This window comes from Bdellovibrio sp. HCB2-146 (genome assembly GCF_047345725.1).
Classification (GTDB): domain Bacteria; phylum Bdellovibrionota; class Bdellovibrionia; order Bdellovibrionales; family Bdellovibrionaceae; genus Bdellovibrio.
Window position 1 is genome coordinate 2,016,455 of sequence record NZ_JBLEQP010000001.1, and the last position, 22,721, is coordinate 2,039,175.

The following is a 22,721-nucleotide window of genomic DNA, read 5'->3' on the forward strand; positions in this document are numbered from 1 at the left end:
CAAATTTGCAATTCGGAAATACGAAGGGGAACCAGTGGTTCCCCTTTTTGTTTTTAGATTGTGGCGGTCATCTCTCTGAGTCGTGGGGAGAGATCTTTATCGTTTTCTCTGATCTTCAAAAGTAACTGCTCGGCTTTTTCGTAGTGGCTGCAAAGCTCGAGCAACGCTGGATTTTGTTTTTTGTAGTGATCGATGACATTGTATGTGCAGTAAACACCGGTGTGGCGTTCAAGCTTGTTGTTTGAGTTCATCATTTTGATCAGGTCTACGAAAACTTTGTCGTCTAGCTTTTGGATCGCGTGAGCTAAAAGAATATTTCCTTTTGTTCTAAATGAATTTGATGGTGCGCCCGAAATCAAGTTTCTTTCGTTTTCGATGACGAGTGAAGGAACGCCTTTTTCTGCAAGCACTTCAGCAACTGATGCGTTGATACGGTCTTCGATATTTCTAGAGATATTTAGAACAGCAGCGCTGCACTCTTCATTCCATTGGTGAGTTGGAATCAAAGTTTTTCCGAGCATGATGATGTCAGAAAGAATTTCCGCGTACTTTTTGTCTTGTTGCGCGCGTTGATGGAAGTGGCTCAGTGTTTCTCTCCATCCCAGCAAGACTTCAACCGAGCACAAGTGTACTTGAATTTTTCTGAGAGTTGAGAACGCGTGGCTGATGCGATTTAAATCGTTTTCTTGGCGAGTGAGCTTTAAAATCGTCAGGATATCGGAATCAGAGCGGAAAAATTGGAGGAGCGTCGGGGCTTGCGTGTAAATATCTTCTACCGATGACCAAGCATTGATCCAGTAACCTTGAACCGCGGACATGTTTTTAAGTTCAAACGTTTGAGCTTGTGCTGGGATTTTGCACAGCTCGCTGATTTTGTCAGCTTCGTGAACTTGGCAGCTCATTGTGTTGACTGATTTTTCAGTGATGGTTTCAAGAAGACGAGTCGTGTGAGTGAGAGCATCCCCATCGAATCCATAGCCAGATGGTCGCTTACGGAAGGTGATGCGCGAACTTGAAATAGAGCTTTTTAGCGTAAATCTTCGTTCATCTTTGTCAGACACAAGGAAAACTTTTTGCGAGAATTCGCGCATGAGATCGCGGGCGTAGGCTGCAGCTAGTTTTTGCGAGTCCTTAGTTTTAAAGACAGCGACTATTTCATCGCCAACAGTTTTTTCATAAAGACCGTCGTAGCGCTTTAAAAGCTCACAGCCAAACTCTTCAAGAGAATTCGTCAAATAATACGCTTGATTAGATTGACCGCTGGCAACGACTTTCGAAAAACCGTTGATGTCGACTTTTGTGACGGTTCCATCAAAGCTATAAGGGATACTGTGATGGTTCTCGCGAATTTCATGAAGGATGGATTCTTCAAGAGACGTTTCTAAAAGATCCTTATCCTTTTTTTGAGAAGTGATAAAAGCTGTCGTCACTTGGGTCGCTCTGCGAACGATCGTGAGATCATGGAGTTGCAGGCCACTAAAGAGTTTAAAGAAGGACTTTACCCATTTGGGAGTTGAATCTCCGTCTTTGAACTGACTCTGGATAACCTTCGCCATCATCAAGACGGCGAATACAACTAGAGCGAGAGCTGTATAGATGACCATCAGGATTTCTTGAAAAAAAGCCCATTGCACGATGGATTCGTTTTGCAAGTACTCAAAGATCGAAGCTTTCGCAGGAGAGTTCAAAGCCAAATACCATTCGGCTCCGGCTTCTTGGTCGCGAACAACAAGGACTGGGATATTGCTAAGCTCGAACGCTTCAACACGGCCATTTGCTTGGGTAACTGGCATTGCATGAACGCTGTCCGGGAATGAACAGACAAAGTCGGAACTCTGTACTTGGTAGGCAACAAGTCGGCCTGCGCGCTGTTCTGCCTGAAGTTGCTGGCAGGCTTCGGCCGACTGATTTTTTGCAATCAGATTTTTTACTAAAGTGTTCGAGCTTTGCAGTGTTGACACAGCTTCTTTAGCGGCTTGCTTATTCACGTCCTGGGTAACATGCCATAACGAGTAGAGCGCTACAGGCGTGTAGAAGATAAGTACGTAGATGACTACTTTGAGGACGTCTTTGAAGTATTTCATTTGATGATCTTTTTCGGATTGTGTTTAAGGTACATCGACCAAGAGTTTACCATCGAGTTGTCTGGGAAGCGGCAGAAATTGAACTCTTCTTTTTTGTCATTAAGTGCGATTAGATTTTTTCCGCCACGAGCTTCACAAAACTGAGCAGCAGGGTGAAATAAGTTTTCTGTTTTATATTTTGGAGCGGACTTGTCTTGAGCGGCCTTCGAAGCTTGGCAGTCTCTGTTTTTGATGCAACCAACTGTGTATTCGAGATCATCGTATTTTTCAGTGCTGAAAACTTGGTATTTATTTTCTACGAAAACAGCATATTCGTGCGACTTCATTTTTGGTACTGGAGGAAATTTTGGTTGCGCGTATTTTCTTTCTTCTGCGTGCGTTGTCGAAATTAAAAGTAGTGTAAGCAGAAGAGTAGTGGTTTTAAGTTTCATTATCGAGCACCTGTAACCTTTTTTAGGGCTGATCCATCATCTCGGAAAAGAGCTTTTCGAGTATTGGACATATCTCCAATTCGAATTGTCATATTTTTTGATCTGTATTCAAGTCCGAGATTTTCTTTGGCAAGGTCTTTCGCAAATTCCGGATCGGTGTAGCGTTCTTGAATTCGGCGATAACGTTCACCACGAATTTCGTTGAATGAGCTCATGTCTTTAACTGTGTTGTCTTGGACGACCGATCCACCAGTGTTTGCTGGTTGTCTTGCATTCGCTCTCGTGCCATTGCTTGTGCTTCGACCAGGAACTCCGTCTTGAGTTGCAGAATTCCCTGCATTCGTTCCTGCAGACCCAGCACCCGCAAGCTCCCGACTGTTTCCACCACGAGGTTGGGCTTGCTGTTTTGCTTGTCGAGCATTTGCAGTGTTGGGAGTTGTTGTCGCAGCGGTAGGCAATTCAGAAGAGCCTGCGGCCGCAGCACGAACGCTTTCAACTGGGATGTTGTACTTATCAGCAAGGATTTCTTCAACCGTGTATTCTTCGTTAGCGCTTGCCCGAGAATTGGAAGCCGGTGAGCGTGTGGAAACTTCAAGCAAAGAAGATTTCTTATAGGTCGACTGTACCTTACTAGAAGAAGTTGAAGCTGTCGTTGTGGCTGCTTCCGCAGTATTCACAGACGCCGCGATAGCACGATTTAGCGGTTCTGCCATTTTTTCTAAGTTCGTAGACATTGCGGTATAAACTCTGTCGACACTTCTATTGTATCTTTCCGGAGTTGTTGGGTTTGTGATCTCTTGGATGTCTGCATCTTGAACTGGTACGAACTCGGCGGTTTTGATTTCTTGTTTAAGTACTTCGACCGCCTTTTTTTGTTCGACTTTGTTGTTCTTTTTTAGTGCCAGCATTGCAGCTGAGGCTGATGCAGCTCCCTCAGGAAGTAGCTTATTGCTGTAGACTGATTTACAAAGAGGATTTTTCAGTGCCTCTACCTTTAAAACATTTCCACAAATTGAATCAAATATTTTTGCGTCGGGTTCGTTAACTCCGGCGTGATGCAAAATCTCATGAGAAAAAACTTGGTTAATTGTTTTGCATTGATCAATCGCGAGTCCATCTTTTTGAAGAGGAAAAATAATAGCCCTTTCTTTTTCATCATATGCAGCCTTTTCTGCTGAAGCGCATTTGATCTTAAAGGCAGACGTTCCTTTTTCCATTTCTTCAATCTCAGCCATGTAAGATGCAATAGTTCTGTTAGCGATCGCAGCGAACTCGGGGTTTTTATTTAACTTTGCGGCAACTTCTTTGGAATTGAGACATTTAACTAGATAGGATTCACTGGGGTTAAATTCGTTAGCTGCAACTCTTCGTAGTTCGTCTGCTACAGATTCGCATGAGCTGTCGACAAACTTATCGGAGTATGCAAAATCTTCGATTTTTTCTGTTAGATCCGATTTAAGCAGTTCGTCGATCGAGTCCTTAAGAGACGGCGTACAGGCGGCTTCATTCTGCATCACTTGTAAATTATTTACCAAAAGACCAATTTGATTTTTAGTAGTAGCATGAGCAATATACTCGCGGCCGTGTCTCAGGTACCTAATTTGAAATTTTACTTGTGAGTTTGGCATCAAAATAGTTGTGAGTGAGTAGCCATGTTTTATCAGCGTAATAATTTTTGAGTCTTTTGAGACAACAAGTGTCCCGCCTGAGCTTTGGAAGGAACGGAAAGAACTCATTTTGACGGGACGATAGTCTGGTGCACAGGGAGCTACTTCTGCCAACAATGCGATTGTAGTTAGGAGCAACAGCGAATAATTTTGCATGCTCGTTTTTGTGCTAGATATCATGAATTAGATCATATCTAATGAAAGTATGTTTATGAAATCTTTTGTCTTAGTTATCGCTCTTTGGTCCTGGGAGTTTGCTAAAGCGATTCCTCATTCACCATTTACGCTAATTTCGAAAACACAAAAAGAAGTCTGTGAGCCTACCGAAATTGCTAACATGCCCAGAGTCCGTTCTCAGGACTCCCTACCAATTTGTGATTCATTTAGTTCTGCGACAGTTTTGCAATATCAAATTTGCAAAATTAATAAAATCGACAATTGTGCTGGAGTTTCTAGGGATCTAGAAATCTCACCGTTAAGTACGTTGGCATGGACTCACACCGATAAAGGTGCCGGTGTTCATGAGACCCGTAATCACCAAAATTTGAACTTTTATGCGAACGCTGGGGGTGCGACGGATGCATTATCCAATTCAAGCAAAAGTTTTACATTTATTTCAGACGCTTGCTTCCCCATCGACCAATTGGCAAATTCTTTCGGCGATAATGCGGACGATAGAATTAGAAATGTCGTGGAAAAGATCGAAAAGGAATACATGCGAGCAAAGACTGAATCGGGATACTGTGAGGACTGTCTAAAGGGAGCCGCCTTAGAGATGGGAATCACGACATCGTTGGAAGATTTAAGGTCCAAGGTCTCTGCATCAAAGGAGCAAGACGATACTCCAGCCGAGTTTTTATATCGATTAATGCTAAAAGGCTGTACAAAAGGGCAGATTTCCTTGCGTCCCTCTAAGACACCGAAGTTCAATATGTTTCCTCCGAGTAAAGATAGTTACACCGGACTTATCAACAAGATTAAAGAGGTTTTGTCGTCGAAAAATCCTCTTACTTTCGATGGTGTTTGCTTACAATACGAAGGCAAAAAATGTGTGAAGGGCCATTCTGTTGTAATTTCTGGTTACAGAAAAGTATGTAAGCAGAACAGTGATTGTAAGACTGAATGTAGAGAAGTTTTAAAAGTGCAAAACTCTTGGGGAGCCGATTGGCAGAAACAAAACGACGATGGTTGGGTCGACGCAAAAAGTTTGCTGTCGTATGTGACGGACAATCCCGATCTAATGCAAAATTCGTTAGCTTGGTACCAGTAGCTGGGTCCATTGAGCCTAAAGTAATACTAATAGCGTAACTTATGTTCTTCGCCTTAGAAAATGCTTATTACTCAGCTGAAACTCGTCGAACAAGCTGAAGTAAGGAATGATGGCCGGGTAGATCCAAAAAGTAATAGAGGTATTTACTGTTGGATTGAGGCATCGTTATGACAACACAATTGGATTCCGTATTTTGATTTCGATAGTCCTCTTTTGGTCGGTGATTTACCGTACATGCATTAATATCGAGTTCTTTTGCCTCGTAGAGATCTGAAATGAAGTCTGAAAAATCGGCCTCTGGAATTCCAAAAGCATTGTCTTCACGTATGAATCCTTCCCTTGGGGCCGTTAGAAATGCTTGAAATCCTAGCTCGCCATCTTTGAACTCTAAGGTCTCAGAGAGAAGTTTGACTGCTTGAATGTCTTTCTGAGATGTCGCTCCCGAAGGGTACCCGGTAAAGTGATTTCGGACGACTTTGTTGGAAACAAATCTTGGGTTTTCCGTTTTCGCCGTTCGCTTTGTGTGCGTGGTGAAGATATCGTTATAGTCTTTGCACGTTAGATAGAACTCTAAACCAGATGTTGCTTGCTGAACTTTAAGTTTAGCGCGTGGAATTGGCTTCGCCATTTGTGGATAGAAACCAGAAAGATTCAGTGTCCGTTTTATGTCGTTCTCGTCGTAATTATTTATCTTAACTTTGAACAAGAAAAACGGATATTTCTTAAGTAGTAAATCACGGTTCAGCTCGCCACACATTGTATGCGGATTTTTCGGAGAATTTGCGTTACTTGAGTTCCACAGAGCTGTAAGAGCATTTTCCCACTTCGGAAACTTGTCCGGATATGTTCCCGCTGAGATCGCTGTATCGATTTCGTAATGGAGAGTTGAGATCGCACGGTCAATCGACTCCGGACCGACGGTACAGTATTCATTAACGTTCGCACGAATCTTTCTGTGGACTTCAGCGATGAGTTCGTCCTTTGTTTTCGCCTTTTTATCGGAAAAAAGTTGCCATCCAGAAAGCGTATTCTCAAGCGAAATCGAAATCATCTCAGGAGAGGATTTTGAATGACTCAATAATTGGTTGGATCGAGATTTTTGTGCACTATTCAGTAGGTCTTCTAAATTATGACTAGGGTCTCTCAATGATTCAGAAAACCATCTATCCATCCACGTCCACTCGGTATAAGGTATCAAAGCGAACTCATAGGCGACATTGTAAGTCTCTCGAGCGACAATCGTTTGATAGAGCAGAAGTTCCGAAGCAATGTCTAATTGTTTATTTGATAGCGGATCAAATATAATTTCCGACCCCTGAAGAAGATCTGCATTTATTGACGCTGAAGATATTTGTGGAATGACGATGTGTTGAAGTTTATCACTCCCTTCATATTGATAAAGCTGAAGCTTCGCACTTGGATCTTCAGTCGTCGAGCCCTCGCAATATTTGAATCCCGCTTTTTTCTTGGGAAGAATGGAACTCAGATTTTTATCTTGAGAAGGTTCCCACTTCGAGAATAAAGGAGTAAGTCCTTGTTCCGATAACAGAAGGCCTACCTTGTGACGAACAGTGTCCGAATTCTTATAAGATGCTCGTCTTGCGTGCTTGAAGAAGAACTCATGGGCCAAGAGAGCAACTTTGTTGAGTTGGTCTAGTTTGTTCCAAAGCGCTTTGTTTACGTACAGAGTGCCATCCTCGCTTTTTCCTGCAGACTCATCCCAATAGGCAATTTGGACGAGTTGACATTCTTTTTGGAGCGCAATGGGAGAATTAGCATCTTGGCTTGCAACAAGCATCTTGTCGTTATTTAAAAAGGAAATCTTCTTGATAAATTCAAACCAGAACTGTTCCTTTGTAAAGTCAAGGTTGATGCTGGCCGCTCCGAAATACTGCTTAAGAGACGAGACTAGAACTTGAATGGCTTCTTTCGAAACCTCCTCCGTGTTCTGTGCGGATGAAATCACTTTCATTTTTTTATTATTATTAATTTTCGCTTCGTAGATGTCTCGTACATATAATATGTCGCCGCATTGAACACCTTGTCCGCCACCGCCATCACCCGTAGCGCCACCGCCGCCAGACATTGATGTTTGTCCCGGAGAACCAGCCGTATTTTGAGTAGTGTTGTAGTAGTTTTGTGTGCTGCCGCTCGGATTACAGGCGGTGATCCAAAATGAGACACTTAATAAACAAGCGAATAGCATGCGCAAATTTGTTAGACGGCTGCCTAACTTGCCCAGATGGGCTCTATTTAAAATTTGCATTAAGAATGCCATTTGCTTCATGATCTTTAATACTCCAAAAAGTGTTCCTTACAGATGAATTAATATTCAAAGAAATCAATATTCAAGCAAAACGCCGTCTCTGGCTCTTCAGGATGATTCTGCAAAGTCGCATTCAAAGATTTAATCTGATCAAGTAAGCTCGCGCGCAATACTTTCGCGGCTTCATTTGAAATTGCCATTGGGCACGTGTAGTGGAAATGATTTTCTTTGTAGTGGTCCATGCGATGAACAGCTCTTTGTCTCCAGTTTTGATGGTGACGGAGGATCATCGGGTGAGAAGCATCTAAATGTGTATACCCTGGCTTGTGATCAAAGCTCTCCGCTCCACGAGTCACAAGGTTACTTTCAAGAAGAAACTGTACAACGCCTTCAACTTTTGATTCAGGAACACCTAATTTATCAGCGAGTGTTTGAATGCTTTTTCCATAAGGAGTCGCGATCAAATTTCTGATCGCTGTATAAAGCCAGTTTGAGTAGTACAAAACTTTTTGTTCTTCAGTAAGAATGATATTGCGATTTACCTGCGCAGAAATCTGTTGAGATTCGTTTTGCATCTCAAGCATTTTCTTTCTAAGGCGTTCTTTCAGCTTCACGGAGCCCGCGCGTCCGATCTCGACTAGATTCAAAAAATAGTCAGTTTCTTTCTCGGTAAAGCCGATATGGAGGGCGATCTCATAGGCTTGCTCTGTAGATAGTTGCTTCGCTTCTGACAAAATCTGCGTCAGTAGGGAGCTGCTGATCCCCGTTGAAAGTAACAAACGTTTACGAGCTCCGGAAGCCTGATTCGCTTCGTCGGAGAGATAAGTCTTTAGAAAGACGCGATAATCTTCGAATTCAAAAACGTTGAGACTGTTACTCATAGGTATTCGCCGTTCCCGAGTGTAAAAGTTTTGGACAGTTTTAAGATGCCCTCGCTGTAAAAACTTCAATATCCGGGCCAACTATAGTGCCGAAGCGGCTGTCCGCTCGGACCCGGTTACCAACGGTAAACCGAAAGGCCCGGTTTTTAACTTCAAGTAAGTCGAGTTCTTCACACTGAAGAGTTATTTTTTATCTGCACTCACGATGGAGTTTTTATGAAACAAACAGATCAAAACATCGAAAACGAAACGACACTAGCAAGACAAGTTGCTCACGATATCAGATCACCTCTTTCGGCTCTGAATATTTTAAAACACGCACTTGCAAATCAGATGTCAGACGAAGCCATCGAAATAATGAGTGGGGCGATTGATCGCTTAAACGCAATTGCAAATGATTTGTTAAATGCGCAAGCTGTCCAAGAATCAACGCAAGATCGTAATTTGATGTCTGAAATTCGCCAAGTTATTGACGAAAAAAAGATCATTCACGGGCAAAAAATAAAAATCGAATTTGTAAATCACTTAGGTAAACTTTCTGAGTTGAATTGCATGATCAATAAAGCTGACTTGCAAAGAATGACTTCAAATATCTTGAACAACGCAATTGAAGCTTTCGAAGGTAAAATGGGTCAAGTTCAAGTAGACGTGAACATATTCCCATTTTTCTTTGAAATTGCTATTTCCGACAATGGCAAAGGTATTCCTCAACACGTGATCGAGAAATTAGGTAAGGAAGGCTATAGCTTTGAGAAAAAAGGCTCAGGCTTGGGGCTTTATCACGCGAGAAAAGTTTTAGCAGAGGTGGGTGGGAAATTGGTCATTACCAGTCGCAAGGGTTTTGGAACTAAAGTCGTCTTGCGAGTGCCTCGATAGGTGACCTAAAATGACTCTGTAACTAGCCCTTAAACATCGCATGGTTCCCAATAACCGTTAAAATCGCTCTGAGCCTGCATGCATCTTGCTTTTCCTCCCAACGTTGGAGGTCCGCTCATGAAAAAGACGCTTGTTTTAACAGCCTTAGCATTATTTTGTTCTCTTCAAGTGCAAGCTCAAAGCCTCAAATACAAATTCGAATGCAAGGGGGCGACTGCGGAAGGCGTGCAAACCGTTTTTTCCATCGATGAAATCGGTAACAAGGATTCTTGGGATTCTTTGACCGCAAGTGTTTTTACTCATCACAAAGATCAAAAGTCCCTTCTCTGTGAAGAGGCGTGGATTGCTGGCCGCAAGGGCGCGGTTATCGACGACGGTTTGGGACTTGAAAACGATCTTTATATCGAATGCGGTGGCGAGAGAGCTAACGAAGTTTACTATCGTATCTTACTTAATAAGATCGCTGCTGGGAGTTACGAAGGTGCCTTCCATGTTGGTGAGGGACTTGCGCCATTTGGAATAGCCAGATTCGGTGGTTCTCAAGCACTTACTTGTGTGAAGGTTCAAAAATAACAATCATTCTCAGCGGGATCATTTGGATCCCGCAATTCAATAATTATTCAAATAAATCTCCAAGAAACTGATCAAGTTGTTCACACTATTTTCAAGATTCAAGCGGCTCTGAATAAATTCAGATTTTTTCCTCAAGTTCACCTAGACCTTTCCGAAAATGAAGACGGCCTAAAGTCTAGGTCTAGGAGAACGTGCATGGAAACTTTGAATGTTCGAAAAGCCTTTTTAGCAGTAGCAGCGTGTTTATCTTTATCAGCGTGCGGGGACGGCAAGCTTATCACAGGTGCTGATCTGTCGGCATCGGTGGATCAAGGACAGATCCTCATGGATCTGGTGACTCACCTTGAATCACAAAACATAAGATTTCCGGTGATGCAGATTCCGATCTTGAATCCGCACAATCCCGCGGAAATTTTGGGACAACTCAGTCTTTCAAGTCCCGCGGTTGGGAAAACAGATGTGGGTCTAAAAGTGAATCTCACGCAAGTAGCAAGTCTGCCGTATTTAACTCCAGAGAAGGGACTTCCCAACGGAACAGCCTTTCCTGTGATCGGTGTCGATGCAAGTAAATGGTATTCATTACCTCTTGGTGGCAGTAAAAGCTCGAAGCTGTATTTGAATATCGATCAAGTAACGCAAAGAGCGGTAGTTGGTTATACGCTGGCTTCTGATGGTTTGAGTACCGGCCTGGTAGCAAACCTCTTCTTGCCGTTCCAATCAACGACTGTGGCGGGTTATGGAGGCGTTTACAGCAGTCCAAATCCAGGTCAGAGTGGATTTGCTTTGTTTGCTGATGTGAGTGCTGTGTTAAAGACTCAAGCTCACTCGGTGCAATCTTTATCGAGAGTCGGATTCAAAGATGCGACGCCTGAGAAGAAAAAGGAAACTGTTCAGAGAAAAATTATTGATCTGAATTTGAAGAAAGCACTTCTTAAGCTAAGGTAGGTAGTTAAGAGGCACCAATCGGTGCCCCTAGTTATTTGGAATTAGACGGATATATTCGATTGCTGGATCTTTAAGGGGTTCACCATTTCCTCCACCGCCGAATTCCGACATCATACTGTATCTGACTATAAAGCTGAGATTTGACTTTGGGAACTTGATGATCGAGCAATAAGATCCAGTATCAACATCTAAATACCCCAAAGCTGGACATGTTTTCATGCTTGCTTCAAACTCTGTTGAAAGTTTTTTCGCAAAAAGAAAGAAGTCGTCACAGAGGGCTTTTGGGTAAAGACGGGACTCCGGGCAGCTTAATTGCGTAACCGTTTCAAAGATTTTTTTGTTTTCGGTTGTAAGTGCATTCTTAAGTTCCACCATGGCTTCTTCAAGCGTCGTATGTCGATAGTTCAACTTCGGTACACTCGGGTCTACTTTGATCGAGATTTTACTATTTGGCTTTAGTTCTAATGGTTCGATGGTCTCTTGTCGTTTTATATATTCCCCGAACGTGGCGACATAATCAGTGCAATTTAAATCAAATCTTAATGAGTCACTTCCCTGAGTTACATTGAGAATAACCTCAACTTTTCCTCCGAATGTAGCTATAAATTGCGACTCATCAAAATAGTACGCTTCGTCGCCGAGAACTTTCTCGGCATCACTCGAGGTGTAGTTCTTAATCTTGATATTGAACAATAGATAAGGAATATCGTATAGAAGTACTTCATTTGAAACAATATCGCATACTGCCTTACCGTAAGTAGATTCAAGTGTAAGATCATCGTCATTTTTTAATTGTTCTTCAGTTTTCACATACTGCTGAATCGACTGTAGCGCTGAAGCCCATTTTTGCAAATCTGTGTATTTTCCAGATTTAGCTGAGTTTTCTATTTCAGCATGAAGCGTTGCTATTCCAGCAGCGTATATGTCGGAAGGAACTCTCAAATTTGTACACGCAAACAGGGTGCGATTAATTTTTTGATTAACAGCCAAAAGAAGATCATTTTCATTTTTTAGTTTCTTTTCACTTGTTGTATTTTCGCTATACTGGGGATCCAATATCGAAAGCTTAATAGGTTGGCCAGGAGTTTGTAGTTTTTCTTCCCAGAGAACCTTTCCAAATCTGTGCGTTTTCTTGTACATCCTTTCGGCAATGCCGATTAGATTTGGTACAGCTCTTCTTCGTTTTTTAAGTACGCCACCATTGTCGTACCACCAATCGATAATTTTTTCATAAAGCAGTGACCCCGTAGAGTTTATTCGCTGCGGGAAGTCCGTTAAAAATAGCATTAGATTTGAGACATCGGAAAAACGTTCATCTAATTCATCCCGTTTTGAAATAAGACCTTTAACGTCCTTTATTGAAAAATGAGTTCGTTGAAGAACATTCGAGTTAATTGTTTTGGATGAAATTATTGGAAACACGAAATGTTGCTTTTTGTCCGATCCTTCGTACTGATAGAGCTGAATATTTGCGGTAGGATCTTCTTTCGACGTACCTTTACATATTTTAAAGCCCGACCTTGAGTTCGGAAGATAGTTTCTAAATTTGTCATTAGTGGAGGGAGCCCATTGAAGAAAATGTGACGCGAGGCCTTTTGTGGAAAGTAGGTGACCGACATTATAGCGAGTATAATCTGAATTTTTATATTTAGCTTTTCTTGCCTGTTTGAAAAAATACTCATGTGCTAAAAGACCGATTTTATTAATTTGGTCGAGTTTTTCCCATAGTGGCCTACTGACATAAAGAGTACCTTGGTCTTCTGGCCCGGAAGATTCGTCCCAATAGGCTATCTGCACAAGCTTACATTCGGATGGAAGTGCAATCGGAGAGTTAGCGTCTTGGCTTGTGAAGAGAACTTTGTCGTCGTCAAGAAATGAAATTTGCTGAACAAATTTTTTCCAGAAAGCCTGATAAGCAAAATCAATATTTGGTGTTGCAGGTCCTAGGAAAGCTTGAATGGATTTTACAAGTGTGTCGTACGCTTCGGGGGTTACTTCAGTACCTGTCACATTCTTTTCAATAGGCTTCATTTCTAGTTTATGATTGTGTATCGCTTCGTAGATATCACGAACCCATAGTTTATTTCTAAGCTGTGGATTTTTAGTATCTCCACACATCACGCCTTGTCCACCGCCACCATCTCCAGTTGCACCACCTCCGCCCGACATAGAAGTGTTGCCTGTAGCAGATCCTGTCGTGGTCGTTGGATTTGAGTAATAATTCTTAGTGTCGCTCTGTGTGCAAGATACAAGTAGGGCCACCGAAGATAGAATAGAAATAGACGTGCGGAAACTTGTCATGCAAGTGTCGAAAAAACAGTTAAACTTTTGCATCGTAGCGCAGCGAGGCAGAGATTTTTTCTTCATACTCAGAATTGTTTCAAGAAATGTTCCAGCTGCTCTAAATTTTCGGTGGGATTTTGAAAACGCAAAAAAGCGCACTTGATGAGTGCACCCTCAGGAAACGGGTCCATCGTGGACCCGTGGAGGAATGATTTTGGTGTGGACTATTGAGCGCGGTGGTAGATTTGACTAGCACGCAACTCCATCAATTGTTGTTGTACTCGCGGATCTATCTGGTTAGGCGTTCCAAATTGGATGTTAGATGTATTCGATTGCAACATCGGAATCGCGCCGTTATTGTTAGAACCTCTTTCAATCACAAGTATTCTTGAGCTCAAATCTGGACCTTGCTCAGCTTGAACAACTCCTGGCTGCATATCTGGCATTCCGAGGACATTGGCGTATTTTGGCTCTGGTAAAGAGAAGGCTCCGAAGTTGATTGGTTGCCCTTTTACTGTCCAAAGGCTTGTTCCAGCTTGAACTGCGTTTGCGTATAATTCAAAGTTATTTTGGAAAATTCTATTTGCTTGCGACTGACTTATTGTGCCTTTTGCTAGGCCGCCCATAATTGCAGATGTGCTAATGATATTTTTTAGATTATCTGCGAGGCTTGTTGTCCAGCCTTGCTGAGCTGTAGCATAAAGCTTTGCCTCGGAGCTTCCTGTTGCCGCAAATTTTGAAAGGTATTCTTGTTGGAGAGCTGCAGATGCATGGATAGACTGAGCCCCAAGGTAAACCACACTTTCGCGCGTTGTATTGTATGCGCTAGGTAGACCTTTCATGAGGCTTTTAATGGCATTTAATGCTCTGTCGGCAACTTTTGCCGAATATGGATTATTTGGGTTAACTGTCGATGGATCCAGAAGTTGTTCTAAAATCTTTGGTTGAACTTCATTGGAAAAATACTCAAATACGGCAGTTGATGAATATTTTTTCTTGCTGTCCAGGATAGACAATAATTCAGAGCTCAAGCAAGTTGCTCGATCCATACCGAAATTCATTTCGTCATCGCCACATTCAGCTAACTTCATTCGTCTTGCGATTTCTTTGTAATCTTCTTTGGCTTTCTTTTTTTCTTTTCTTGCTTCAGCAATTTTTTCTTTGCGTTCTTTACGGGCTTCATCCAGTTCTTCGTCGCGTTCTCTGCGGCGCTCTGAGCGTTCGTCAAATTCTGAATCTTTAGACTCTTCAACTTCCTCACCATCTTGTCTTGCAGCGATTTGTTGAACAAGTTCTACTTGAATATCTGTTAGTGTTTCTGCATCGTCTTTAAGTTTTTTATCGATGACATATGTATTACAGACTTCGCAATCGCTTCCGCCTGTAACTACAGCTGTAGTTTTCTTGCCTGTTGGGATGTAGTGTACTTTAAGTACTTTATCATCCAACTTTAATTTCTTCGTCACAACATCAGATGATGTCGACGCGAAATCCAAGGCTGCATATCCATTTGTATGCGGGTTAAAAGAAACACTACATCCTAACGCTGCGATCATTGTCGCAGTTAAGGCCCATTTTTTTTGGGTATCCGTAAATTTTTTCATATGTCCTCCTGTTAATAGGTCATCCAGACCCATTTGTTCACTTCACTAATTAGCGAGGGCCGGGCCAATGTGAGGTTCGTGTGCCAACACCAGTAAGCATCGAAAAACTCTAAGGGTTCTCATCTTGAGAAAAGCCTTTTGAAAACAGTCACTTGTTAAACTTTTGGTGTCCCCCTTTGGGACTGGCTGAATCGAACGTAATTTCAATAACTTACGAGTGCGAGGGCGACCTTTTTGAAAAACCACGAAAAGTGCCCACCACCGTCACTTTTCGTAAGCTTGCTAATTCTGCAATAATCCTTCATAACGACCACGTGAAGTTGCAATTTTCCCCCTCTCAAAGATGGCCTAATGTAAGCGAAGCTGACTGGAACAGTTGGACTTGGCAGTTGCGCCATTCACTTAAAACGCAGAGTGATTTCTCCGCACACTTTGAATTGTCTCAAGACGAGAGAGCTGCGTTTGAAGCAGGAAAAGAACTCTTCAACATTCGAGCAACTCCGTATTATGCAAGCCTCGCAGGCGGCCCTGGTGAATCCATTCGTCAGATCTTAATGCCTCATCGCTTTGAACTTTCTGAAGGATTGCAACAAATGCTCGATCCTTTAGGGGAAAAGAAAAACAATCCGGTCTCGCGCGTGATTCATCGTTATTCAGATCGAGTATTGTTCCTCATCACCGATATCTGCAGCGTTTATTGCCGCTTCTGCACGCGCAAACATTTTACGGGGCAAGATCAGGCCTTCATCAAAAACGAAGAGTATGAAGCAGCTTTAAACTACATCAAATCACATCCTGGTATCCGTGAAGTGATTTTGTCGGGCGGTGATCCTTTAACGGTGAGTGATGCGCAACTAGATCGCGTACTAGGCGATCTTCGCGCGATTGATCACGTTGAAATCATCCGCATCGGCACACGCATGCCGACCGTTTGTCCAATGCGTGTAACCGACGATTTGGTAAAGATCCTAAAAAAGCACAAACCAGTGTTTTTGATGAGCCACTTTAATCATCCAAATGAATTGACGTTAGAAGCTGCCACAGCTCTTGAAAAGCTTGTGGATAACGGCGTTCCGGTAATGAACCAAATGGTGCTCTTAAACGGCATCAACAATCATCCTGTGATCGTACAAGCTTTAAACCGCAGATTACTGTATCTCCGAGTAAAACCTTATTACATGTTCCAATGCGATCCTTCACAAGGCACAGATCATCTGCGCACATCCGTTGAAGACAGTCTTGAAATCCAAAAAGAGATGTGGGGACACCTCTCAGGTCTTGCGATGCCGAATCTATCTGTGGATATCCCAAATGGCGGTGGGAAGACTTATTTCGTTCCTGATTTCCAAGTAGGACAAAAAGGAAACGTACGCGAGTTCGTTGGCTGGGACGGCGTCGAAGCGAAATATATCAGTCCCGCTCCTGAAAAAATCAAAAAGCCTGACATCACTCAATATGCAGAGGAATGGCAGGCTTTGAAATCTAGTAAGACTGTAAAAATTTAGAATTCTTAATCGTTCTCAACTTTCGGACGAGCCGCCGTCGAACAACGCTTTTGAACAGTGTCCAACGCTACCACTGCAAACATTTTTACTTCGTCTGTTAAGTTGCGTAGCGAATCGTTAGGGACTTGGACATCGCGACAGTCCATCCAATGAGGGAAGGAAAGGACACCGTGTTTCTCTGTCTCAGATTCATCAGCGAGATTGATTGTAAAGTTAACGATAAAATTTTCGACTGAGGCTGACCAATCAATTTCATCTTTAGATTTTTTATCGTCGGAAACAATTTTTTGCGCATCTACAAGGCCGTTATTCACCCAAGAAAGCAGCAAATCAAAAGACGTCGCGAATCCTTCTTGTTTTGGCAAAAGAGCAAGGCTCTCTTTATTTTCAACAGAATAGTACGGCATGCGAATGTATGTGAAGAATTTGATATTCGAGTATTTCGCATCACTCGTGAATGTGTTGTAAACTAAGATGTCTTTTTCGCCGTTGTCGCCGACGAAAATAACCGTGTCTGGTTTTTCTGTCGCAAGAAGTTCCGTGATTGTCTCGACTTTATGCTCTTTATTATCTAGATCTTCTCGAAATAAGACGGCTCCCTGAGGAAAGCCGTGCTTGCTAAGAAAGCTTGTGTGAATCTTTCCCATAATCTTCCAAGGAGCATTCGTGACATAAAAGAACGGCAGGGTTTCCCCTTTGTCAGCGTATTGTCTACGAATAATTTCGTAAATCTGGCTCATCCCTCTAACGGAGTTCTCAGTGTAAGTTGGACTTAAAAGTTTATCTTTCAAGTCCAAAATATGAGAGTTTTTAATCGTATCATCGATATCTGAAATCAAAATCGTCTTCGCTTCAACTGATTGCCAGCTGAGCGCTAGCCCCAGAATTAAGGCTCCATATTTTTTCATAATATACTCCTTGGAAAGGGTCTTAAAGCAGCCCTAAGGAGCAAATGCTTTGCCAGCTTTAAGTTCAATAGCGACGCTATTACGGCATAAAACTGTCAAAAAACTATTAGCTGGGCGAAATTGGTCGTTTTTGAGCGGGCCGGACCGGTTTATTTTGGCAGGATTCACCAACGATTCTTGAGGCAAAGTAAGGACTCGTTACTCTGATGTTATGGACATCTCTGTCTTGCAAAACTTCTTTATCTTGCTGGTCTTTTTTTTGTCATTTGAGGCGAGAGCCGATGTTAAATCCATGCCTGTAAATCGTGAAAATGAAATCGGGTGGGTGTTATTTAATTTTCCACCTCTTTTTAAATTTTCCGAAGGAACTAGTGATATAGAAAAATCCGTCGGCCCCATGGCAGAAATTCAACGTGAACTTGTTAAGGCGCTTCCTCAATACAAACACAGCTTTCATTTAGTCACATTCCCGCGCGCAAAAAAACTTTTTGAGTCAGGTAATCATTACTGCACGATTCTTCTCCTGAAAACCGAAGAGCGTGAACAATACCTCTATTTTGGCAGTACAATCGCGACGACTTTGCCGCCAGGGCTGGTGATCCTGCGGAAAAACGAAAATCTCATCAAACCAAGTTCAACACACTCGACCGTCGACTTGTTAAAACTTTTGCAAACAACGAACTTCCAATTGGGTGTGGTGAGTGGTCGATCATTTTCGAGTGAAGTGGATCATTCTCTCACACAAGCGCAAAAAAGCGTTTACAAGTTGGTGGTCAGCGAAGCGATGGGCAGCCTTTTTAAAATGATTACGGCTCAACGTATTGATGGAGCCTTGGCTTATTATTTAGAACTCGCTGAAGAGCAAGCGCGCAATCCCGCTTCCCGTGAATTGGGATTTTATCCCCTTAAGCAGGATCAAGAAATTTTAAGTTTACCAGTTTCATGTGAAAAATCGGAGTGGGGGAAGCGCACTCTGAAAAACATCGCTCGCGCAGTTAAAGATCAAGCAGTTCGCGAGAAGCTGGCGGAACTGACGCGACAGACGCTGATGTTGGAGCCGCCAAAGGTGGATGTGAAGACAGAGCAGATTTTGAGATAGGAAGTTTTTGCACCCAATGTTGAGTCAGTGGATTCACGAAGCTTCGCTGAGTGACTTTTGGAAACAAAACCACTGCGCACTTATAATTCATACGCTCAACAGGTTCTTGGAAATCATATCCACCCAGCCGATAACACATCTCATGCACGCGCAGATCCATTCGCGGAGTTCCCAGGATTGCATCGGCAGAAGAGTTATCTAAAACTTTTAGTCCAAGCCCAGTGAGAATTTCACCCCAAGGAGTTTCGCGCATTTGTTTGCGCCAGGTGGGGCAGATCGTAAAGTATTCCATCGTCAGCACGCGGTTGACCTTATTTGAATTCAATCGAGCTGGGGAGCAGGAGCCCAGCGATTGAAAGTATCTATGGCGTGCAGTACTTAATAGCGATAAATCAAAAAGCGTAAAAAGATTAAAGCCGACAATTTCATCACGGAACATCAGAACACCGATTTGATGGCTGCGAAAGAAATCGTCAGGTTCAAGCTCGTGATGGGCCTGGTTCATCACTTTGGAGAAAGTGCGCTCCCACATTTCAAACACGCGATTGATCAGCGGTGTGTGTGCAGGGTCATGGTTATGGAGATTCAGAAGGAGGTAATGAAATCCGTGCATGTGTTTAAGCATCCACGATTTCAGATTTATTTCAGAGATGAAATTGAACCCGATCAGTAGAACTAAGCTAAGCTCTAGCTTAATTTAAAACGAAAGGCTTGAAAGCCGCTACGGGCGCGGCTTTAGAGTCACCGTAAGGTACGCATAATCATTTTCGACCCCTTGGCTAAAGGACATGGTCTCAAGGCTGGAAAGATTATTAAATTGCATCCAAGTGCTCGTTGAAGAGAAAGCCGTTTTCTTGGCATCGCGATCAATCACCCAATACAAAACTTCGTAAGCCGATTTTTTCAACGTGCGGTGTTCCAGTTGGCGAACTAAGAAGTGCACGCGGAACTGCCGAAGCATCTTGGTGCCTTTGCCACACCAAACATCCCAATCCGACGCTTCAGGGCTGTCATAGACATGAGCGCACGCCAAATCAAAGGTTCCATCATTCGAAACATAACGGAAGGTCACGTCGTCTTCTTGGATTTCTTTAGCTTTCGGAGAAACGTATTGAAAGCCCGGAAGTGGGACTGCAAAAGATGAAAGAGAAATCAGCGACGTCAGAAAGAATGATACAAATATTTTCATGGATCAAGGGTAGCAACGAAAACCGGAACAAGGAAAGGAAGCTTTTAAAATCGACAGCAGATGTCGAAAAAAAAGCCCCAATCCGCGAGGAATGGGGCTTTCGAGAGAATCATTTAGCTCTCAATTAGTTCCAAAGGATAGAGAAGTTGATCAAAGCGATCTCAACTGCCATATCAATGTCGCCACGTTTTGTAAGGCGAAGCTCTGGAGTATAAGAAACGTTGCTCAACCAAGCGAAACGTTTACCTGCGCCCAAGAAGAACCCGAATTGTGTTTCGTAACCAGTGTCGTTTGATTTAGGAACAGAGTAAAGACCCACACCTGCTTTTGCAAAGATTGAGTTTTTAAGATCCGAATCAACGTTGTAAACACCAACAGCAAGCAAATCAAATCCCGTTGCGCTTTCGCCTACTGGAGAAACTTCTTCAGAGTAGTTTCTGAAGGCAACTTCACCACCCACTTGAAAGTTATCCTTCAAGTAGCGAAGGTAAGAACCTTGAAGTTCGATTGCAGTACCAGATTTGCAGTCCTTACATCTTTTACCAGAGAAGAAACCACCGTCTGTAAGCATAGTTGTGATTTCGTGCTTTTGAGAACCACCACCGAAAGAGTAATCAGTAGAAGCGTAGCTTCTGTCTTGTGACCAAGATGGATTTGCTACTTTAGTTCCAGGAACTTTGCTCATTGTTTTTGCTGATGCAACTGACGTGAAAGCCAATGCTGCTGCCGCTACGGCGATAATCATTTTTGTCATGAAAGACTCCTTATTGTTTTAGACACCAAATCTTTGAGTCTATTCAAACAGGAGTCAATCTCTGATTAAACGCGTTCTAAGCGAGCGTACTTCACGACGAATTTTTTAATGGTGTTATCCGTAAACATGACGCTGACCTTCAAGTTTTCGCCAGTGCCTTCGGTCGAATACACGGTCCCGACGCCGAATGTAGGGTGACGGACTCTCATGCCTTTAGAATAAGCAGATTTTCCACTTCCTGAGGAATCATCATCGTAATCTGGGAAATCTTGCGATTCAAAATCGTCAGACGGGCGCATTCTGTTGCGGTCCCCGCTGGTTTTACCAAACCCGCCGCCGCCAAAGTCTGAATCCTGATAAGACCCCGAGCCATATCTATTAACAAAGCGAGGTGCTTCGACAGCTGTATGGAATTGGACAAAGTCTTTTGGGATCTCTTTCAAGAAACGTGACGGAGGATTGAACTGTTCTTGGCCCCAAACGCGACGCATTTTGGTGTAAGTCAGCCACAATTTTTGACGAGCGCGGGTCATGCCCACGTAAGCCAGCCGGCGTTCTTCTTCCACATCTCTTTCATCTTCGCTCTCAGACGAGCGACTGCTTGGGAAAAGGTTTTCCTCAAGGCCGACAACAAAGACGTACGGATACTCAAGACCCTTCGAAATATGCAGAGTCATCATTGTCACAGAGTTTTGCTTTTGATCGAGATTGTCGACATCACTCACGAGTGCCATTTCCTCAAGGAAGCTTGTGAGAGTCGCCTCTTCACCACGCTCTTTAACGAACTGGGCTATGGCATTGTCGAGTTCTTCTAAGTTCTCAATGCGTGCTTGCGATTCAGGTGACTCGTCCTTTTTCAAGGCTTGCAAGTATTCGGTGCGATCCAAAACAATGTGATAGAAATCGAGAATCTTGAATTGATGGGCGCTGGCTTGCAGTTCTTCCATCAAATCAAGGAAGCGGCGAATTTTCCCTGAAGTGCCTGCATTGAAAAGGCGCTCTTCCACGGCTTTGCCTGCCGCTTCCGTCAGAGTCATATTTTTCTGATGCGCGTACTCTTCGATTTTTTCAATCGTCGTTTTACCAATTCCACGAGCAGGAACATTGATAATGCGTTTGAAGGCAATATCGTCAGCTGGGTTGATAGCTAACTTCAAGTAAGACAAGATGTCTTTGATCTCCATGCGCTCATAGAATCGCACGCCGCCTACAAGGCGATAAGGAATCGACATCGTACGAAGTTGTTCCTCAAGCACGCGTGACTGCGCATTCGTGCGATAGAAGATCGCATAGTCGTTATACGAGCCCGTGCCTTCGTTCATCATTGCTTGAATGGTTTTTGCAACAAAACGAGCTTCATCGTATTCATTGCGTTCTTCATGCACTTGAATCAAATCGCCATCAGCATTGGAAGTGAAAAGAGTTTTATCTTTTCTTTCCGTATTATTTTTAATAACAGCTGTTGCTGCATTTACAATGTTTCCTGAAGAGCGATAGTTTTCTTCAAGCTTGATAACTTTGGCTTCAGGGAAATCCTTTTCGAAGTCCAAGATGTTTTTGATATCCGCACCACGCCAGCTATAGATCGATTGATCTTCGTCACCGACCACGCACAAATTGCGGTGCGCTTTTGCAAGCAACTGAACAAGCAAATATTGAATGTGGTTGGTATCTTGATACTCATCCACCATGATGAAGCGGAATTTATCCTGATACATTTTCAAAACGTCAGGATACATGCGGAAAAGTTCATACGTCTTCATCAAAAGATCATCGAAATCCAAAGAGTTTGCTTTACGCATTTCTGCTTCATAGGCTTTGTAAACCGCGACAGTTTTTTCGTCCATCAAGCGCTTGTTGGCCTTACCAAATTCCTCAGGTCCCATGCCGAGCATTTTGGCGCTGCTGATGCGGCTTTGGAAGTTCTTTGCTGGATACATCTTGTCGTTGATGTTCAGCGCGTTCATGACTTTTTTAATTTGGCTTAACTGATCCGAAGAATCGTAGATTCCAAAGAACGGTTTGTAGTCGAGAAGCGTGATATGTTGGCGCAAAACGCGAACACAGAAGCTATGAAATGTGCTGATCCAAAGTTGGCTGCGAATGCCGATCTGCATATCGCTCAAAAGTTTATAAATACGATGTTCCATTTCTTTGGCGGCCTTATTAGTAAAGGTCACGCAAAGGATGTCGTCTGGAGCCGCCGCGCCTTGGCCGATCATATTGGCCATTCTGTGGGTTAAAACGCGGGTTTTGCCAGAGCCAGCGCCGGCTAAAATGAGGACAGGGCCTTCGAGGGTTTCAACGGCTTCTTTTTGCGCAGGGTTTAGATTTTTCGTAACAAAATCAAGTATATCCATGGTTCCCTTATGGCTTGCTGTCTAAA

18 protein-coding genes are annotated in these 22,721 nt (G+C 43.0%); 6 read left to right on the plus strand and 12 right to left on the minus strand.

Annotated features, from left to right (window positions below; all coding sequences use genetic code 11):
* Positions 1-53: 53 nt before the first annotated feature.
* The 3 genes from ACLWOR_RS09855 to ACLWOR_RS09865 are packed head-to-tail and all read right to left on the minus strand — an operon-like array spanning position 54 to position 4,362.
* Positions 54-2,084: a hypothetical protein gene (locus tag ACLWOR_RS09855; protein WP_413940531.1), complete on the minus strand. Its 2,031-nt coding sequence runs from the start codon at positions 2,082-2,084 to the stop codon at positions 54-56.
* Positions 2,081-2,515 (minus strand): DUF333 domain-containing protein, encoded by a 435-nt coding sequence (locus ACLWOR_RS09860; protein WP_413940532.1) that lies wholly within the window; start codon positions 2,513-2,515, stop codon positions 2,081-2,083. The genes ACLWOR_RS09855 and ACLWOR_RS09860 overlap by 4 nt, the downstream gene beginning before the upstream one ends.
* Entirely contained in the window at positions 2,515-4,362 is a 1,848-nt protein-coding gene (locus ACLWOR_RS09865; RefSeq protein ID WP_413940533.1) for a hypothetical protein, read from the minus strand. The genes ACLWOR_RS09860 and ACLWOR_RS09865 overlap by 1 nt, the downstream gene beginning before the upstream one ends.
* A 31-nt stretch (positions 4,363-4,393) precedes the next feature.
* Here ACLWOR_RS09865 and ACLWOR_RS09870 point away from each other — a divergent pair, with 31 nt between their 5' ends.
* On the plus strand, positions 4,394-5,452 hold the full coding sequence (locus ACLWOR_RS09870; RefSeq protein ID WP_413940534.1) for a hypothetical protein: 1,059 nt from the start codon (positions 4,394-4,396) through the stop codon (positions 5,450-5,452).
* Between the two features lie 67 nt (positions 5,453-5,519).
* Here ACLWOR_RS09870 and ACLWOR_RS09875 read toward each other — a convergent pair whose 3' ends face one another.
* Both ACLWOR_RS09875 and ACLWOR_RS09880 read right to left on the minus strand, forming a co-directional pair.
* Positions 5,520-7,739, minus strand: a complete 2,220-nt coding sequence (locus ACLWOR_RS09875; protein WP_413940535.1) for a hypothetical protein — start codon at positions 7,737-7,739, stop codon at positions 5,520-5,522.
* A gap of 38 nt (positions 7,740-7,777) precedes the next feature.
* A complete protein-coding gene (locus ACLWOR_RS09880; protein WP_413940536.1) occupies positions 7,778-8,599 on the minus strand; it encodes a TIGR02147 family protein in 822 nt (273 codons plus the stop codon).
* Positions 8,600-8,815: 216 nt separating this feature from the next.
* On the opposite strand from ACLWOR_RS09880, the gene ACLWOR_RS09885 reads away from it, so the two are divergent.
* From ACLWOR_RS09885 to ACLWOR_RS09895, 3 genes are all read left to right on the plus strand, one after another.
* Positions 8,816-9,475 carry a sensor histidine kinase gene (locus ACLWOR_RS09885; protein ID WP_413940537.1) on the plus strand — a complete coding sequence of 220 codons (660 nt, stop codon included), beginning with the start codon at positions 8,816-8,818 and terminating at the stop codon, positions 9,473-9,475.
* Between the two features lie 117 nt (positions 9,476-9,592).
* Positions 9,593-10,048 (plus strand): hypothetical protein, encoded by a 456-nt coding sequence (locus ACLWOR_RS09890; RefSeq protein WP_413940538.1) that lies wholly within the window; start codon positions 9,593-9,595, stop codon positions 10,046-10,048.
* A 195-nt stretch (positions 10,049-10,243) separates the two neighbouring features.
* Positions 10,244-10,993, plus strand: coding sequence for a hypothetical protein (locus ACLWOR_RS09895; protein WP_413940539.1), 750 nt, complete (start codon positions 10,244-10,246; stop codon positions 10,991-10,993).
* Positions 10,994-11,020: 27 nt separating this feature from the next.
* Here the strand turns inward: ACLWOR_RS09895 and ACLWOR_RS09900 are convergent, their stop codons facing one another.
* Both ACLWOR_RS09900 and ACLWOR_RS09905 read right to left on the minus strand, forming a co-directional pair.
* Entirely contained in the window at positions 11,021-13,360 is a 2,340-nt protein-coding gene (locus ACLWOR_RS09900) for a hypothetical protein (protein ID WP_413940540.1), read from the minus strand.
* Between the two features lie 140 nt (positions 13,361-13,500).
* Complete coding sequence (locus tag ACLWOR_RS09905) at positions 13,501-14,880, minus strand: hypothetical protein (RefSeq protein ID WP_413940541.1); 1,380 nt, start codon at positions 14,878-14,880, stop codon at positions 13,501-13,503.
* A gap of 314 nt (positions 14,881-15,194) precedes the next feature.
* Between ACLWOR_RS09905 and ACLWOR_RS09910 the strand changes: the two genes are divergently transcribed.
* Positions 15,195-16,385, plus strand: coding sequence for a KamA family radical SAM protein (locus ACLWOR_RS09910; RefSeq protein WP_413940542.1), 1,191 nt, complete (start codon positions 15,195-15,197; stop codon positions 16,383-16,385).
* Positions 16,386-16,390: 5 nt separating this feature from the next.
* On the opposite strand, the gene ACLWOR_RS09915 is transcribed toward ACLWOR_RS09910, so the two are convergent.
* The gene (locus tag ACLWOR_RS09915; protein ID WP_413940543.1) at positions 16,391-17,293 is read right to left on the minus strand and encodes a phosphatase domain-containing protein; all 903 of its coding nucleotides are present in this window, start codon (positions 17,291-17,293) and stop codon (positions 16,391-16,393) included.
* A gap of 211 nt (positions 17,294-17,504) precedes the next feature.
* Between ACLWOR_RS09915 and ACLWOR_RS09920 the strand changes: the two genes are divergently transcribed.
* A complete protein-coding gene (locus tag ACLWOR_RS09920) occupies positions 17,505-18,392 on the plus strand; it encodes a TIGR02285 family protein (RefSeq protein WP_413940544.1) in 888 nt (295 codons plus the stop codon).
* On the opposite strand, the gene ACLWOR_RS09925 is transcribed toward ACLWOR_RS09920, so the two are convergent.
* The 4 genes from ACLWOR_RS09925 to ACLWOR_RS09940 all read right to left on the minus strand — a co-directional run bounded on the left by ACLWOR_RS09925 (position 18,289) and on the right by ACLWOR_RS09940 (position 22,695).
* On the minus strand, positions 18,289-19,017 hold the full coding sequence (locus tag ACLWOR_RS09925) for a hypothetical protein (protein WP_413940545.1): 729 nt from the start codon (positions 19,015-19,017) through the stop codon (positions 18,289-18,291). The genes ACLWOR_RS09920 and ACLWOR_RS09925 overlap by 104 nt on opposite strands.
* Before the next feature lie 96 nt (positions 19,018-19,113).
* The gene (locus ACLWOR_RS09930) at positions 19,114-19,581 is read right to left on the minus strand and encodes a hypothetical protein (RefSeq protein WP_413940546.1); all 468 of its coding nucleotides are present in this window, start codon (positions 19,579-19,581) and stop codon (positions 19,114-19,116) included.
* Between the two features lie 124 nt (positions 19,582-19,705).
* Positions 19,706-20,335 (minus strand): hypothetical protein, encoded by a 630-nt coding sequence (locus ACLWOR_RS09935; RefSeq protein WP_413940547.1) that lies wholly within the window; start codon positions 20,333-20,335, stop codon positions 19,706-19,708.
* A 65-nt stretch (positions 20,336-20,400) separates the two neighbouring features.
* Positions 20,401-22,695, minus strand: coding sequence for an ATP-dependent helicase (locus tag ACLWOR_RS09940; protein ID WP_413940548.1), 2,295 nt, complete (start codon positions 22,693-22,695; stop codon positions 20,401-20,403).
* Between the last annotated feature and the right edge of the window lie 26 nt (positions 22,696-22,721).